The 15,922-nt window shown below is 58.6% G+C and carries 9 protein-coding genes; 3 read left to right on the top strand and 6 right to left on the bottom strand.

The features are described from left to right. The first annotated feature begins 82 nt into the window (after nucleotides 1–82). Entirely contained in the window at nucleotides 83–997 is a 915-nt protein-coding gene (locus OQH67_RS00940) for a DMT family transporter (protein WP_215434943.1), read from the top strand. A gap of 123 nt (nucleotides 998–1,120) precedes the next feature. Here OQH67_RS00940 and OQH67_RS00945 read toward each other — a convergent pair whose 3' ends face one another. Next, complete coding sequence (locus tag OQH67_RS00945; RefSeq protein WP_215434942.1) at nucleotides 1,121–1,714, bottom strand: glycosyltransferase family 25 protein; 594 nt, start codon at nucleotides 1,712–1,714, stop codon at nucleotides 1,121–1,123. A 357-nt stretch (nucleotides 1,715–2,071) separates the two neighbouring features. Between OQH67_RS00945 and OQH67_RS00950 the strand changes: the two genes are divergently transcribed. Beyond that, entirely contained in the window at nucleotides 2,072–4,951 is a 2,880-nt protein-coding gene (locus tag OQH67_RS00950; RefSeq protein WP_215434941.1) for a PD-(D/E)XK nuclease family protein, read from the top strand. A 1-nt stretch (nucleotide 4,952) separates the two neighbouring features. After that, nucleotides 4,953–8,105 carry a UvrD-helicase domain-containing protein gene (locus OQH67_RS00955; RefSeq protein ID WP_215434940.1) on the top strand — a complete coding sequence of 1,051 codons (3,153 nt, stop codon included), beginning with the start codon at nucleotides 4,953–4,955 and terminating at the stop codon, nucleotides 8,103–8,105. Nucleotides 8,106–8,168: 63 nt separating this feature from the next. Here OQH67_RS00955 and OQH67_RS00960 read toward each other — a convergent pair whose 3' ends face one another. The 5 genes from OQH67_RS00960 to OQH67_RS00980 all read right to left on the bottom strand — a co-directional run bounded on the left by OQH67_RS00960 (nucleotide 8,169) and on the right by OQH67_RS00980 (nucleotide 15,408). Continuing rightward, nucleotides 8,169–9,059: a hypothetical protein gene (locus tag OQH67_RS00960; RefSeq protein WP_215434939.1), complete on the bottom strand. Its 891-nt coding sequence runs from the start codon at nucleotides 9,057–9,059 to the stop codon at nucleotides 8,169–8,171. A 214-nt stretch (nucleotides 9,060–9,273) separates the two neighbouring features. Then, nucleotides 9,274–10,707, bottom strand: a complete 1,434-nt coding sequence (locus OQH67_RS00965; protein ID WP_215434938.1) for a DUF6056 family protein — start codon at nucleotides 10,705–10,707, stop codon at nucleotides 9,274–9,276. 40 nt (nucleotides 10,708–10,747) lie between these two features. Further along, complete coding sequence (gene rseP, locus OQH67_RS00970) at nucleotides 10,748–12,193, bottom strand: RIP metalloprotease RseP (protein WP_215434937.1); 1,446 nt, start codon at nucleotides 12,191–12,193, stop codon at nucleotides 10,748–10,750. Between the two features lie 97 nt (nucleotides 12,194–12,290). Further along, entirely contained in the window at nucleotides 12,291–13,745 is a 1,455-nt protein-coding gene (locus OQH67_RS00975) for a hypothetical protein (RefSeq protein WP_215719845.1), read from the bottom strand. A gap of 454 nt (nucleotides 13,746–14,199) precedes the next feature. Continuing rightward, nucleotides 14,200–15,408, bottom strand: a complete 1,209-nt coding sequence (locus OQH67_RS00980; RefSeq protein ID WP_215434935.1) for a hypothetical protein — start codon at nucleotides 15,406–15,408, stop codon at nucleotides 14,200–14,202. Nucleotides 15,409–15,922 lie beyond the last annotated feature (514 nt).

Here is a 15,922-nt window from a genome sequence, read left to right on the forward strand (position 1 = left end):
CACCACAGGGAATACGGTAAAAACTCTTGCATTCCTTCCCCGGAGGCGGACAATACCGCCCCCGCAAACGCGGGACGCCAAGATGGAACCCGGAACCTTGAAGGGACACGCCGCCATGGGAGCGGCGGCCGTCATCTGGGGGCTCATGTCCCCGGTCAGCAAGCTGGTCATGCAGGGAGGAGAAGTAAGCTCCGCCTCCCTGGCTACGTTCCGGCTGCTGGGCGCCGCCGTGCTGTTCTGGCTGGCTTCCTGCTTCGTGCCCCGGGAAAAAATCGACCCGCGCGACCGTCTGAACCTGTTTTACGCCTCCCTGTTCGGAATCATCTTCAACCAGATGGCCTTTACCGTAGGCGTGGGTTTCACCTCCCCGGCGGATGCCGCCATCATCACGACTATCACCCCCATCCTGACCATGATTCTGGCGGCCTTCGTACTCCGGGAAATGATCACGGGCCGGAAGGCGGCGGGCGTATGCGCCAGCGCCGTCGGGGCCGTCCTGCTGATTACCGGGGGCAGCCACACTCCGGCCGCACCAAGAGACAACAACCTGCTGGGGGACATCCTCTGCCTGGCATCCCAGTGCAGCGTGGCCGTTTACTTCGTGTTCTTCAAAAGACTGATCGGCAAATACTCCCCCGTCACGCTGATGAAATGGATGTTCACATACGCCGTATGCGCGTGCCTGCCCTTCACTTTCCGGGAAGTCTCCTCCGTTCCCTACTCCAGCCTGCCCCTCCAAACGTGGACGGGCATCGCCTATGTGGTCGTGCTGGCCACCTTCGTCAGCTATATCTGCCTCTCCTTCGCACAGCAGCGTCTCAAGCCCACCGCAGTGAGCATGTACAACTACTGCCAGCCGGTCATCGCTTCCTCCGTGGCCGTCCTGTGGGGCATGGACCAATTCGGCTGGCTGAAAACGCTCTCCGTCCTGCTGGTCTTCACGGGCGTCTTCCTGGTAACGCGCGGCAAGGCGCCGGCAGCCATGCAGGAACAATAGGAACAATCCGCCCCACCCGGAAAACCGACAGCAAACGCGCCGGAAACATGCTGATATGAGGAGACACGCCCCCTACGCACGCGTTATTTGAGGAACAAACTTCCAAACCTGGAATGGGGGTGCTCATTCCCAGAACTTCTTCAATTCGGGAATGCCGCCGATAATGTCGCTCCCTTTCTGGCTGCATGAAACGAGCATGGGTTCCGCGGAAAGAATGAACGCCCCATTCCGGACCAGGCGCTCCCAGATGCGGTCCGCCTCACCTCCCCAGTGCCGCAGGGCCTGAGACATGACCGGAGCGAACGAAGGGCGCAAGGCAAAGGCAGTCATGCTACGAACGTCTCCCGTGACGCGCATCCACCCATCCCTCTCCTCCATCCCTCTTTTCCCGTGATGGAGCATTATGCACGCGGCCCCATCAGGAATCCGGCGGAACAATTCCTTCAGTTTCAAATCCAGGGAATCCATCGGCTCCGCATCATCCTGCAGAATGAGTACCCAGTCCTCCGTGCAAGCGGAGGCCCGCTCAATGGCGCGGCGCATGGCCCGCTTGCACCCGGTCACCCGGCAGACGTACTCCGGAGCCTGTTTGAGACGGGCCACGCCGTAGGCTTCCAAATCATTCCGTTCCTCCGGAGGAATGTCTTCCATGGTGGCGATGCGCACGCCATCCACCCATTCCCAGGCAAGCTCCTGCGCAGAGAGACGCTGTGCCATGGTTTTGCGTTTTGGAGAACCTGGAAGACTGACTACGAGTATCTTGTACATTCCCCGGAAATATGGTCCGGAACATGGAAAGTCAACAAATCGTAAAGGGAATGAGGAAGATACCCCATGTTCTTTCCAGGCCTGAAATCCATGACTGTTTGATTACCAGCATGATTAGGAAAAACATACGGATAAACATTTAATCCCCATGCAAAGACATGCCCCGGTCGGTAGGAAACGCCACAGAACAAAACAACGCCGGCAGCGGTAAAAAAGAATGGAAAAGGACGCTTTTTCAGTTAACATTTCCGTACCGTTTCCCTGCCCTGCCCGCCCTCTCCGGAAACGGTATCCATTCTCCCTCCCATGCACCGTTTTTTTCTATCCTGGGACAAACCAGCCTGCTGTGCCGTGGCGGAACGCCTGCTTGCCGTGGAAATGGACTTCTACAAGCACGCGGTACTGGTCCCCACCCGCGAATCGGGCAGGCAGCTCAGGGAATTCCTGACGGCCTCCTGCCCGGAAAAAGCCGTGTTTCCCCCGCACGTGCTGCCGGCGGACCAATTCATCCAGCCGGAAGAGGAGGAAGACGAAGCCACCCGCCTGGAAGAACTGGCCGCCTGGATGCAATCCCTTGGAGACGCTCCCCACCGGCTCTACCCGCGCCTGTTCCCGAAGCGCATGCCGGATGACTTCTCCAGCCTTCTGGACATGGCGGCGGCCCTCCAGACCCTCAGCCATTCCATGCTGAACCACGGCGTCACCTGCGGACAGGCTGCGGACGCCTGCTCCGGCATGGACGAACGCTGGCCGGACCTGTCCCGCCTCTTTTCCCGGTGCGGCGGACATCTGGACGGATGGCAGCTCCGGAACCGGACGGAATCCCTGCTTCACGCAGCCGCCCCTTCCCACCTGGCGTCCACCCTGCTGGAAACGGGCGGTCAAATCATCGTTGCCTGCGTACCCGATATCCCCCGGCCATTGAAACATGCCCTCCGCCATGCGGAAGAACAGGGCATCCCCGTGCAAATCTGGGTGCACGCCCCGGAAGAGGAACGGGACACCTTTGACGACTGGGGCTGCCCCAGACCGGAAATCTGGGCTGAACGCGCCATCCCCGTGCGCGAGGAACAAATCCGCGTAACGCCCGGCCCCGGCAGACTGGCCGCGGAAACGTGCCGCATCATCGCGCAAACGGCGGAATCCGGAAAAACGGACGTCGCCCTGGGCGTGTGCGACCCGGATATGAATGTGGCTCTGGACGCACGGCTCAGGTCATACGGCTGGGGCCTGTACAACCCGGAAGGCAGGCCTTTTGCCGGAACGGGCATCATGGACCTGCTGCGCCACCTCCTGCTGGCCGTGGAGGAAAACGGAAAGGCGCGGCCCGTATTCAACCTCATGCGCTCCTCCCTGCTCTGCGCCTCCCTGGGCATCCGGGACCAGCAATACTGCTGCGCCTCCCTGGACAGGGTGCGGCAGAAATTCCTGCCGGAAACGGAGGAATACCTCCTCAAGCGGCTCCGTACCGACCATCCGGGGGCCATCCCGTCCGTGTGCAAAATTCTGGAATGGAGGGACCGCATGAAAGAGCCGCGGCAGTTGGGGGAACGCTTGCTCGCGTGGTATCCGGCGCTGGCTGCCGCCTATGGAGCGGACACGGAAGCGGCGGAAACCTTCCATTCCTGCATCTCCGGCCTGGCCCGCCTCCAGAAAAAAAGCGGCCTCTTTTCCGCTCCGGCTATGGCCCTTCAACTGCTGATGCGGTGCCTCCACGCCGCCCGCGTCAAGAACGGCAGAAAGGAACATGCGGTGCTGGATGCCCTGGGATGGATGGAACTCCATTTCCGCCCGGAAAAAAACCTCATCGTGACCGGACTGAACGAGGGTATCGTCCCGGAAGGGGGCATGGCGGACCAATTCATGCCGGAACCGCTCCGAGAATCCCTGGGCATGGACTCCTTTTCCCGGAAAAAGGCGCGGGACAGCTTCCTGCTCACGGCGCTGATCCACTCCCGGGAACGGGAGGGAAGCCTGTTCTTCGTCCTGTCCCGCACGAGCAGCAGAAACGATCCCCTGACCCCTTCCTCTCTGCTGATGCGCTGCGCGGATGAAGAACTGCCGCGCCGCGTGGAACTGCTCTTCCGGGAATGCTCCGCGCCGGAACCGCCCCTGCCCTACCGTCGCGGAGGCTGGCACATCCAACCCGCGGAAGGCTGGAAGACGGCCACGGACATCACCGCCATGGCGCCCGGCTACCGGAACCCGTGGAAAGAGCGGGAAAAAGCCTTTTCCCCCACCACGCTGAAAAACTTCCTGGCCTGCCCCATGCGCTTCTGGGTGAGGGAGGCCCTGCACCTGAATGAGGACGAATTCCAGCCGGACAAGGAAGACATGGCCGCCAACGAACTGGGAACCATGCTCCACGACGTGCTGGAACAATTCTGCCGCCTTCACCCCTCCCTGGAGGACGGAATGACTACGGCTTCCCTGCAAAGGGAAATCGGGGAAATACTGGATGAAACATTCACGCGCCAGTACGGCAGCCGCCCGCTCATGCCCCTGCTTCTGCAGAAGCGCTCCATGGAACAGCGGCTGAACGTGTACGCGGAACAGCATTTGGAGGACCTCCGGAACGGATGGACATGCATCGCCTTTGAACAATCGGTGGAAAACTGGCGGCTGGGAGACTTCAGCCTGAGGTTCCGCATTGACCGCATTGACCGCCATGCGGACGGCTCCCTGCGGGTCATCGACTACAAGACGGGCAAGACGGACTCCTGTGAAAAAAAGCATCTGGGGACCATGAAGCGCCCGGATGCCCTGCCCCTGCTCTCCCCGGCCCTGCACCCTTACACCAGACGGCAGAAAAACGGAAAAGCGGTCCACTTCCGCTGGAAGGACCTGCAACTGCCTCTCTATGTCCTCTGGGCCATGGAGGAATACTGCGGCCGGCCCACCGCCGCCTATTACGCACTCCCCGCCAATCCGCTGGACATCGGCATCTCCGCATGGGACACGCTACATGACCCCCAGCCCGGATGCGACATATGCGCCCTGGAAAGCGCCCGGTCCTGGATTCTGGAACTCATGCGCCTCATCCGTGAAGGGCGCGGCCTCATCACGGCGGAAGAACTGGGCTGGGACACTCCTTCCTATGACGTCTTCAAGGACCTCGTCTCCTCCAGCCATGAAACCCTTCAGGACCTGCTGGGACTGAACATCACACCCCACCTGCCGTTCTGACATGTCCGCCCTGACCAACATCCTCATCTCCGCCTCGGCCGGCACGGGAAAAACCTACCAGCTCTCCCTGCGCTTCCTGGCTCTGCTGGCACTGAACCGCGGAAGCCACCCGGAACGGCTCATCGCCGTTACCTTCACCCGGAAAGCCGCCGGGGAATTCAAGGACCGCATTCTGACGGACCTGGCGGCCGGCGCCACGGACTCCGCCGGGGCCGCCCGCCTCAGGGACCGGCTCTGGGCCGTCATCAAGGGAACGCCGGAAGAACCGGGGCTCTGGCCGCAAGCTGCGGAATCCTGGAAGAAAGAACACCTTTGCCAGGAACGTTTCCGGCACATGCTCCGGCTGCTCGTCCAGCAGCTCTCCCGCCTCAACCTCTGCACCATTGACAGCCTGTTCGCGCAAATTGCCGCGACCAGCACCTTTGAACTGGGAGTCAGCGGCTTCAGCATGATAGACACCACCGCGGAAAAGCTTGCCCGCCGGGAAGCCCTGCTCACCCTGTACCGGGAATGTTCCCTGAACCCGGAACAGGAGCAAAGCTTTGAAGACGCCTTCCTCTCCGGAGCGGACTCCGACGCTGAAGCCGCGGATGCGGAAGACTCCATGGCCCGCAGGCTCAACACCTACCACGAACTCTTCCTGGATGAGCCGGATGCCGGAAAATGGGGCAATCCAGCCACACTGGGCTTCACGCCGGAAGAACTGCTCCCTCCCGTTCCGCTGGAACGGTTCAATGCCGCGCTGCACGTCCTGATGGACCGGGCGCGGGACATGCCTGCGCCGGAAGGCAGGAACGGAGCAAAAAACAAAGAAATGTTCCTGCGCTTTCTGAACGGATTCTCGACATACGTCAAGCTGGGACGGTTGAAATTCCATGATACGGAAAAAAAACTCACCATGGAAGAGGCGCGGGAGAAATTCCGGGACTTCTGGTCTCCCCCCCTGGATGAACTCATTCAAAGCTGGCTGCGGATGGAAACCCTCCAGACACTGCACCGTACCCGCTCCACGCACGGCCTGATGCGCATCTTTGAGGACAAATACTCCGCCCTGATCCGCAACAAGGGCAGATTCCTGTTCCACGACGTCACGCGCATGCTGGGGAACGGAGCCGTCACTCCGGAACTGAAAAGAGACCTGCAGTACCGCATGTACTGCCGCTACGACCACTGGATGCTGGACGAATTCCAGGACACCTCCCAGTCCCAGTGGCGCGTGATCAAGCCGTTCCTGGACGACCTGACAGACACCCGGGAGGAGCAGGAAGGCAGCATCTTCGTGGTGGGGGACCTCAAGCAAAGCGTTTACCAATGGCGCGGGGGAGATCCGGCGCTTTTCCGCTCCGTCGCCGGACAGCTCCATCTGGAGGAGCGCGGCATGGCCACCTCCTACCGCTCCGTGCAGCCCGTGCTGGACATGGTCAACGACATCTGCGACTACGCCCAGACGGCAGCGGACTGCGGACAGGCGGCGCTGGAACAATGGGGAGACTACCCTCCCCACGTCTGCGCTCCCTCCCTGGCCTCCCGCACGGGATGCGCCCGGATCTGGCAGACGCCCAGGGCGGAGGAAACCTCCGCCAATGACCTGGTGTGCCAGGCCATGGCCGACATTCTGGAACAGTCAAACGCCCTGCGGCGCGACATGGGCGTCGCCGTTCTGGTCAGCACGAGAAACCAAGCCCTGATCGTCCGGGAATGGCTGACTTCCCACGGCTGGCCGGCGGAAGTATGCGACGACGTGCCCGTGGGGCAGGACTCCCCGCTGGGGAAAACCCTGCTGTCCTTCTTCCGGTGGCTTCTTTCGCCGGGGGACGCCTTTATCTCCGGACTGCTCTCCCATTCCCCCCTCCATCCCCTCATCAGTCCGGACCGCAGGCCGGGCATGGACTGGAACGGCTGGCACATGGTGCTGGAGCGCGAGGGATACGCCGCCGTCATGACGGAACTGGAAAAAAGAATGGCCCTGGCTGGGGTGGAGCTGACTGACTTCCACCGGGACCGCCTCTCCGTCTGGATGAATGAAGCGGAACAGGTGGACGAACGCGGCGCATCCCTGGACGAATGGATACGCCGCATGGAAGACCTGACGCGCCGGGAGGATCCCTCCGGAGGAATTGTCCGCATCATGACCATTCATAAATCCAAAGGGCTCGGATTCGACATGGTCATCCTGCCCCAGATAGGCAAGGACGCCCCCTTTGCGGACAGCCGCCACCTGACCCACTTTGTGAAAAGGGACGGGAACGGCCTCGTTGAGGGTATCGTCATGGCCCCTTCCAAGCAGGTATATACCGCCGTCCCCCAATTCCACGCGCTGTACGAATCATGGAAGGCGACACAGCAATTCGACGGATTCTGCAAACTCTACGTAGCGCTCACCCGCGCCAGGCGCGCCTGCCATATCATTCTGCCCGGCAGGGAAGGCAAGGGAGAACTCAGGACGGAATCCATGTGGAAAATCATCCGTTCCGCCGCTTTGACCGCTTCATGCGGTACGGAAGACACGCTTCCGGAATCTGGAGCGGAATGCCTCTACTCGCGGGGGGAACCGGAATGGTATGCGGAACTTCCCGAAAAGGACACCCGGACCGAACCGGAAAACGCTCCCGAATGGCCCGTTCACAAGCCGCTTCTCAGGCAGCGCGTCTCCCCCTCCGGACTGAACGGGGAAAACGGCCTTTTCCGCAGCATGCACGATGCCGCCCTGCGGGAATCGGCCGCATTCGGGTCCGCCGTCCATGCCGTTTTTGAACGGATCACCCGCTGGAATGGGGAGGACAAACCGCACTGGGTCCTTCACCCCGCCACGGAGGCGGAACGCACCGTGGCGGCATGCATGGATGTACCCGCCATCAGGGAACTCTTCATGCCGGCGGAAACGGCAATCGTCATGAAGGAACAGCGCATTGAAGCCATTGATGGGAATGTCTGGATTTCCGGTGTGATTGACAGACTGGTCATTGACGGAAATTCCGCCTGCATCGTGGACTTCAAGACGGACCATGCGGACACGGCGGAACAACTCCGGGAACGCCACGAAGCCCAGCTCCAGGCCTATGCCCGCATCGTCTCCAAAATCACCCGCATCCCCTGTGACCGCATCAGGCTTATGATCATTTCAACGCACTTGAAAACAGTTATCCAGGTATAGGTACGTCAGACGGAAGAAGAGAACGCCGGCAGCAGGAAGCTTCAGCCTTTCCCTCCATCATCTTCACGGCCTCTCCGTTCCCTCCCAGAACAGATGCCCGTACTCTTCCTTCAAGTTGAAATCCTCGCTCCACACATCCCTCAGCATGTCCATGTGTCCGGCACTCATGTCTCCGACAGTCAGCTCACTGCGGGAATCCACATTGCAGAAAAACGGCTCCACCTTCATGACCTGCCGCATGTAATCGTTCAGCCTTTCAATGGGTATGACCACGTCAATGCGCGGAGCATGGTGGTAATACCAGGCCTGCCCTTCAAGATGCTGCTCAAAAACTCCGGGATGATTGCTCCGGTTCATGGAAATGAGCAGGAGCAGCGTATCAATCAGGGCGCTCTTCGTGCTGCACTCCCGGGTATAGGGATGAAAAAGGCCACGGTCGATGCACCAGGCGTAATTCGCCAGGTTGATGAAACGGTCCAGGGGATCCCGGTAAACCGCCACGTGCTTATAGTCCCCGTGCACCGTCTCATCATAATCCTGGTGGTACACCAGGTGGCGCCGGGCCACATCGTCCCACACCTTGGACGGGCTGCTCTGGTTGGGATGGAATCCCAGCTCGTGCAGGACGGTTCCCATCTGCGTGCTATTGGCATTCTTGGGAATCAGGTAGAACAGAGTCCGGCTAGCCTCATGCAGGGTGAAATGCGGCCCCGTAACGCTCTCGGAAAAGCACGTCGTCCTGAAGCAGCCTTCCCGGCTGACCACGAAACAGGAATCCGTTGCCGGATTGTAAACGAGGCGTTCCACGGAATGGTAACGGGGCCAGAACAGCAGGGAAGGCATGCCGCCTTCCCATTCAAGAATAATGGCGGAATCCTGTCCGCGAGACCGGAACAGGCGGTTCTTCTCAATGCGGCAGGTATCCTGCCAGGAGAAATGTATCAATTTGATCATGTTGCTAAGGACGATAGTTGATGAACTCATTCCTGTGCCGGATTCCGGCAGGAAGAAGCCCCCTGAGCGCACGGCAATTGTTTTGCGGACAAATGGAAATGCGGCAGGAAAGCCACCTCATCCAACAAATTTATGGCCGCCGCGTCAACACGCCTGCCACGTTTAACGCAAAACCACATGCGCCGGACGCGTCAGGCAGCCATTTCTCCGGGTCTCAATCCCGCTCCCCGGAACCTTTAAAACAACGCCACGACTGGGGAACCCGGTCGCCGCATACATCCACACGGATGCTCTCAATCCCCAGGTAACGCGCTACCGAGCTGTTGATGAACTCATCCGGATCTCCGCTGCACATCCGCCACATGACGGAAACGTAAGGCGCCAAAGACACCGATTCATACGGAGGAACCACAATGTTTCTTTTTCCCTGTGCCAACTCATGGCGGATGAAGGCTCTCCTCTCCTCGCACTGGCGGTGGATGCGCGGAAAGGCGTCCAGATACCCGGCACATACCCACAGGGCCAGCCCTCCGGCCGCCGCCAGGATGCAGGCGGGAACCCAGGGCCTGGGCACCCGGTCCATCCACACGCCGTACAATCCGAGCACGCCCGTCATCATCAGGACAGTGGCGGAAAACATGGCATGCCATGCCGGAACAACGCGCACGAAAAAGCTGACGGCCATGGCATGGGCCACTAGAATGAACAGCAGGCTGGCGGAAACACGGCGCCCCTCCGTCCCACTCCATACACGCCGCCCCTGCCGCCACGCGAGCAAGACCAGGGCCAGTGCGGCGACGGCAAGCAGAACCTTCGGCAACCGCATGAACTCATAAAAGGCATTCAACAATTCAGGAATGGAACCGAAGCGTTCTCCCCAGGACTGAAGAACGGCCGCCCCGCCGGCAGTCTCCGAATGCAGGCGGGCCGTATTGCCGGGCGCCAGCAGAAGGCAGGCTCCTCCTATGGCATGGGCGGCCCATCCCGCAAAAAACCACCGGGGCAGGCTGCGCCCATTCCAGCGAGCATACAGCCAGAACAAAAACAGCATGCCCAGGGAAGCCGGGACCTGGTTCTCATTGGTCATTCCGGCGGCAAACCCTGCCGCGCCAATCCAGAACCAGGAAAAAGGCCTGTCCTGAATCCGGGAACTCCCCGCCCACAAGCCGCGGTACAGGCACAGAAATCCCAACCATACGGTAGCCGCCCACGCGTAATTCGTCCCTCCGGACAGCCAGAACATCGTGATGCCCGGCCTGGAAGAAGAAGTCAGAAGCAGCAGCCCCCCCACAGTAAACAGCAGCACGTCCCGCCAGTCCCCAGGCCGTACCCGCCTTCCCCGCGCCAGATAAAACATCATCAGCGCCAGGGAAAGAACCACAAACGGATTAACCAGGCAAAACAGCCACTTTCCGGCCGTCGCGGTAAAAATAGCCAGAAACTCCCCCAGCCTGGGATTCCAGTTCAGGTAGGACCACCAGCAGCGTTCCAGCACCGGCCAGAAGGAAAGGCGGTGCTGCGCCCCAAAGACGGAATGCATGAAACTGTCCCCGGTAAACGGAGTCCACCAGGTCAGAAGCATGGCATAAACCAGGAACGCCAGCACCACGCACCGGAACAGGACACGCACAGCAAAGGAACCCTTCATACCAGAAAGCCGGGAACCGCAGCCCCCGGCCGGAGGGAAATTAATCCGTCACGGCCCTGAACACCGGATCAGGCAGTTTGGAAGGCTTCTTGCCGAAAAACTCTCCCACATCCTTAAACGTCACGAACAGGAAAAAGCCCATCAGCAGGAAGACGAACCCGAACTGGACGAACTCCAGCACCTTCACATTCAGGGGACGCCGGAAAATCAGCTCAATCGTATTCATCACCACGTGGCCTCCGTCCACCACGGGAAGGGGCAGGATATTCAGAATGGCCAGGTTCACGTTCAGCACCACGGAAAACCACAGCGCCAGCTTCCACCCTTCATCCAGGGAAAACATCCTGTAAAACTGGTTGGCGATTCCTACGGGACCGGAAAGATGCTCCACGCCCACGTTGCTGCCGGGCGCAACAACTTTCGCCAGGGTATCCCCCATCCATTTCAGGCTCTGCCTGATCTGGGCCCACGGCGTAGGATGCACGGTCACATCGCGGCCCACGGCGCTTAAATCCCAGACCACCCCCAGAATGGGCTGGGCGCCCTTCAGCAGGGAGCCGTCCTGGCTGTTATGCCAATTCTCAGGCAGCCTTCCCTGCACGGTCACCTGGCGCACGGCTCCATCTTTGCCCGTCACATCCAGCATCAGGGGCTCTCCCTTCTTCAACGGGACATCCAGCGCGGACGGATTCCAGACATGCACGCCGTTGACGGCGGTGATGGAATCCCCTACCTTCAAGCCGGCCTGGGCCGCAGGGGAATTGGGCAGAACTTCCCCCACCACGCAGGGAATGGCCTGCATCAGCCCCACCTGGCGCATGCCGGAACGCTGCCACCACTCCGTTTCCGGAATCCTGAACCCGCAGGCAATATCCAGCTCGCCCGGCGTTCCGGGCCTTTGAATCGTGAACGTCACCTTGTCCTTTTCTCCCAGCATGATCAGCTCGCGCACGCCTTCCATGTTGCCAGCCCACTTGGTCACGGGGCGGCCGTCCACCTTCACGATCTTGTCGCCGGGCAGAATGCCGGCCTGGGCGGCGGGACTGTCCGGAGCCACAAATCCGACGGTGGTTACGCCCATCTCAAAATCCGGCTTGCCCACCAGCCAGACAGCTACGGCAAAAAGCACGGCCAGCAGGAAGGAGGCGACGGGGCCGGCAGCGGCCACAATGATCTTGTCCAGCGGCTTGACGGGCTTCAAATCCTTGGGAAGTTCCACGGACCCTTCAATGGCCTCCATGGGAGCCATCTGCGGCAGGGACACGAAGCCCCCCGCCGGAATCCATCCCAGCCCCCACTGAACGCCGTTGATGGTCTTCTTCCAAATGGGACGGCCGAACCAGATCTGGAACCTGTCCACATAAAGGCCGCGCCAGCGCGCGGCAAAAAAATGCCCCAGTTCATGAACGAAAATCATGAAATTGAACAACATCACCACGCCAAAAATAATGGCGGCGGTCGTAAGAATAGAAAGAACGCTATCCATGATAGTAAGTACAAATAATAATATACCCGGCTGCCATTTTGCTCAAGCGGCAACCATGCCATACGGAAAAACGCGGAAGGCCGGCAGCCATGACGCCTCACGGCATTTTCCTGCCGGTCTTCTGCGGAACCGGACCTCCCAGTCCGATCATGTCATCCACCGGCACGTCCACCATCTTCACGCCTGTCCTGTACTTCATCCGTATCCGCAGGCTTTTCACATCCTCCGCGTTCCTGATCTCAAAGTTCTGGTACCAGCTCTGTTTCTTTTCCTGAGACCCCCATGTGATCAAATTCGCTCTCTTTTCAGGTCCGGCGTTTTCCCAAATCCTCCCTTTGCCATCCACCAGTTCAAACCTCTCCAGGTCAAACGGAGCCCCTTCCACTTCCAGGAAAACGGAGACCGCTATGACCCCTTTTTTCAACTCCTTCACATCTTGCAGCTTCAAACGGCAGAAAGGAGCCTCCCCCGCGTCTGCTACATCCCGCTCCCCTTCTCCGGTATTCTCCGCTCCCGGTACCGGAAACTGCAATTCCGCTCTTTCCATCAAGGGTAATTCATAAACAGGACTTTCCTGCATGGCGGCTACGGGCAAGCGCAGCGTTCCCCTCACACGCAGCCATTCCGCTCCGGGTGAAGCCAGGCTTAAACACTTGCCGTCCACTCCAATCACCCCGTTTCCCCCTCTGCCCCTCCAATGACTTAGGTGGTACAGGTCAAACACGGCCGGAGCCAGCGTACGCCCGGTGGAATCCGTCACTTCCAGACTCTGCTCTTTCAAATCACACCTTCTGCCGAAAACCGCAGGAGCCTTCGTCTTCGCTTCAATAAAAAATACCATTTGTCTCTGATCAGCGGCATCGGCAAATATTTCATCACTACCCAGCAGGAAACCTGCCAGTTCCGCCGTTGCAGGCCTTTCTCCCTTTGCCGCCCGAATACAGGCGGCATTCGTCACCGGAGGCTTTTCCGGTCTCTCTTCAACGGGATCCTTTCCATTCCCCTCCCTAACAAGGCCCGCCAGAGACATCCTGCTGTCCATCAGTGCTTTGCACCTCCGCAAATTCTGTGAATGCCTGACCAGCACCCGCAATTCCCCTTCCTCCACAGGATTGATATCCCAGCTTCCTCCCAACCTTCCACATTCCCAATCCTCTGATACTGCAAGCGGTATTCCGTCCGTTGTCTGCAGCTCCATGCCGCGAATGCTCAGCGGAACATCCGCTTCCACTTCCAGCCTCAACAACTTTTTACCTCTTCTCCATTCCGCTTCGGCAGGCAGGGCATCCCGGTACTCGCTCACCACAATCCTTGCCTCCACGTCCTCTGCGCTGCCGTCCTTCCCCAAACCACCTCCCTTCAATACAAGCGGAGAGGAAGCCCCCTCCACCAGTTTTACCGTTACCGGGTCGGCCTCGGCCTCCACCCGGGAGACGGCAAACGAAACTTCTCCGTTCATCTTCACCCATTGCGCTCCGGCAGACGGCATCCAGCCCAGGGCCTCCACAATCAAAACGCTTTTGTCGTCAGAAGTCAAAAAATGGCACTTCATATCCGGAACCTTCATATCCGGAGCCGTCTTCCCTTTGGAATCCTCCATCCTCACTCGTACTGACTTGTCCTCACACCAGTCTATTTTCCAGCCGGGAGCATGGGATACGGCCCAACACGGAATCATATTCCAATTTTTCTTCGTATCTTTATCCCAAATATTCTTTGCCACACTCAAAGTCTCCAATGTCAATTGCAAAGACGGCGGAGAAACATCTTCATCAGCCGGAGGGGAACACAAACCGGAAAAACCGGTCACGACAAACAGCAATAACAGTAGAGTGGAATTTTTCATCACAGGATAGGTTGAGTATAAAAATTAAAAAGTCGTAACACAAATAGCAACAATATACTTCATCAAGAAGAAAATCGTGTTTTTTTCAGAATCTCAGGCAGCCCGGGACATCGAAGCGAAGGACTCTGCAATCATTCAATCTTCCTCCATTACGGTTGCCTTACGGCAGAAGGCCTCCAAGTCCGATCTTGCAATCTACGGGCACATCCACCGTTTCCATGTTGGCCTTGTACTTCAGGCGCACCCGGAGTTTTTCCATGCCGTCAATACTCCCTATTTTAAAATTCTGATACCAGGAACTCTTTTGATCTTCGGGACTGAATGAGTGTCCGGTTCCGGCAGACTCAATGTTTTTCAGGGGAACATCGTTGCCGTCCACCAATTCAAAACACTCCAGGTCAAACGGCACGCCTTCCACTTCCACAGCAACCGTTACCCTCACCCCTCCATGTTCCTGCTCTTTCACATTTTCCAAACTCAACTGGCAGGAGGGGGCATCTTCCGCTACCAGCACGTCAACGCCGTCTCCGCCTGCTGAAGTCGCTCCCGGTATGGGAATTTGCCGTTTCGCTCCGTTCAGCAACGGCAATTCATAGACGGGGCTTTCCTGCATGGTCGCCACAGGCACGTGCAGCGTTCCTTGGATACGCAGCCATTCCGCTCCGGGTGAAGCAAATTCAGCCACCTTCCCCCGACACCGAAGAATCGTCAATCCCTCCTTCCAGTATTCTGACGTCAGAGACGTCAAATTAAACATGGCCGGAGACAACGTCCTTCCGGTGGAGTCTGTCACTGGCAGGCTCTGTTTCTTCATATCGGCACTGCTTCCAAAAACAGCAGTCCTATTTACCGACAATTCAACATCAAACAACATTTGTGGGGAATCAGTCTCCTCTTTCTCCCTGCTTTCGTTTTCAATGCTCAAGCCGATCAACTCCGCCCCGACGCACAGGCCGGTTTTCTCATCCGCTTTCATACGAACGGGTAAGGGCGCACCGTCTGCCTTACGGCCGCCATGAGCGCCCCAGCCGTTCTTTCCCATGGAAAAACCAGCCAGTGAGGCCTTACCGTCAATCACGGCCCTGCACTTCCTTAACCCCTGGGAATACCTGACGGACACCTGAAGTTTCCCCTCCTCCACCTTCTCCATTCCCCAGGACCTACTCAGTCTTCCCCAAGTCCACTCGCTGTGCTTCACCGGCATCCCGTCCGTCGTTTTTAATTCAATATTACGGAGACTCACGGGAAACTCCGTCCGCATTGCAAGTTCCAGCACCTTCTTATACTCTCCTCCAGCAGGCCCAACATCTTTATACTTTGTCACCACGAGAGTAGCATTCACGTCCACCGGGGAACCGTCCTTGCCCATGGCCGCTTCCTTCAATACAAGAGGAACGGAAGCGCCCTCGGCAAGCTTCACGACAACGGGAGGAGTCACGGCTTCCCGGCAGGAAACGACAAAGGGAACTTCCCCTTTTACCGCCACCCATTGAGACCTGGCGGAAGGCATCCACTCGGGGAGAAACACTCTTACACGGTTTTCCTGCTGGACAAACACCCAGGATACAAACTGTACTTTCGGAGCCTTCCGTCCCGTAGAATCCGACACCGTCATACAAGCCTCCTCCTCCTCACACCAGTCAATATTCCAGCCAGGAACGCGAATCCCCATCCCTTTCACACATATATTCCATTCTCCCCCTTCATCCGGATTGTCTTTTTGCAATTCCAGTCCCTTCACTTCCAAAAGAATTTCCGGCGGAGAAACATCTTCATCAGCCGGAGGGGAACACAAACCGGAAAAACCGGTCACGACAAACAGCAATAACAGCAGAGTGGAATTTTTCATCACAGGATAGGTTGAGTATAAAAATTAAAAAATC

It is taken from the genome of Akkermansia biwaensis, assembly GCF_026072915.1.
GTDB classification, from domain to species: domain Bacteria; phylum Verrucomicrobiota; class Verrucomicrobiia; order Verrucomicrobiales; family Akkermansiaceae; genus Akkermansia; species Akkermansia biwaensis.

Excerpts from the sequence above, each read along its gene's own strand:
- OQH67_RS00940 (WP_215434943.1), top strand. The coding sequence starts at position 83 with ATGGAACCCGGAACCTTGAAGGGACACGCCGCCATGGGAGCGGCGGCC.
- OQH67_RS00945 (WP_215434942.1), bottom strand. The coding sequence starts at position 1,714 with ATGGCACAGCGTCTCTCTGCGCAGGAGCTTGCCTGGGAATGGGTGGAT.
- OQH67_RS00950 (WP_215434941.1), top strand. The coding sequence starts at position 2,072 with ATGCACCGTTTTTTTCTATCCTGGGACAAACCAGCCTGCTGTGCCGTG.
- OQH67_RS00955 (WP_215434940.1), top strand. The coding sequence starts at position 4,953 with ATGTCCGCCCTGACCAACATCCTCATCTCCGCCTCGGCCGGCACGGGA.
- OQH67_RS00960 (WP_215434939.1), bottom strand. The coding sequence starts at position 9,059 with ATGATCAAATTGATACATTTCTCCTGGCAGGATACCTGCCGCATTGAG.
- OQH67_RS00965 (WP_215434938.1), bottom strand. The coding sequence starts at position 10,707 with ATGAAGGGTTCCTTTGCTGTGCGTGTCCTGTTCCGGTGCGTGGTGCTG.
- rseP (WP_215434937.1), bottom strand. The coding sequence starts at position 12,193 with ATGGATAGCGTTCTTTCTATTCTTACGACCGCCGCCATTATTTTTGGC.
- OQH67_RS00975 (WP_215719845.1), bottom strand. The coding sequence starts at position 13,745 with ATGAAGTGCCATTTTTTGACTTCTGACGACAAAAGCGTTTTGATTGTG.
- OQH67_RS00980 (WP_215434935.1), bottom strand. The coding sequence starts at position 15,408 with ATGGGCAAGGACGGTTCCCCGGTGGACGTGAATGCTACTCTCGTGGTG.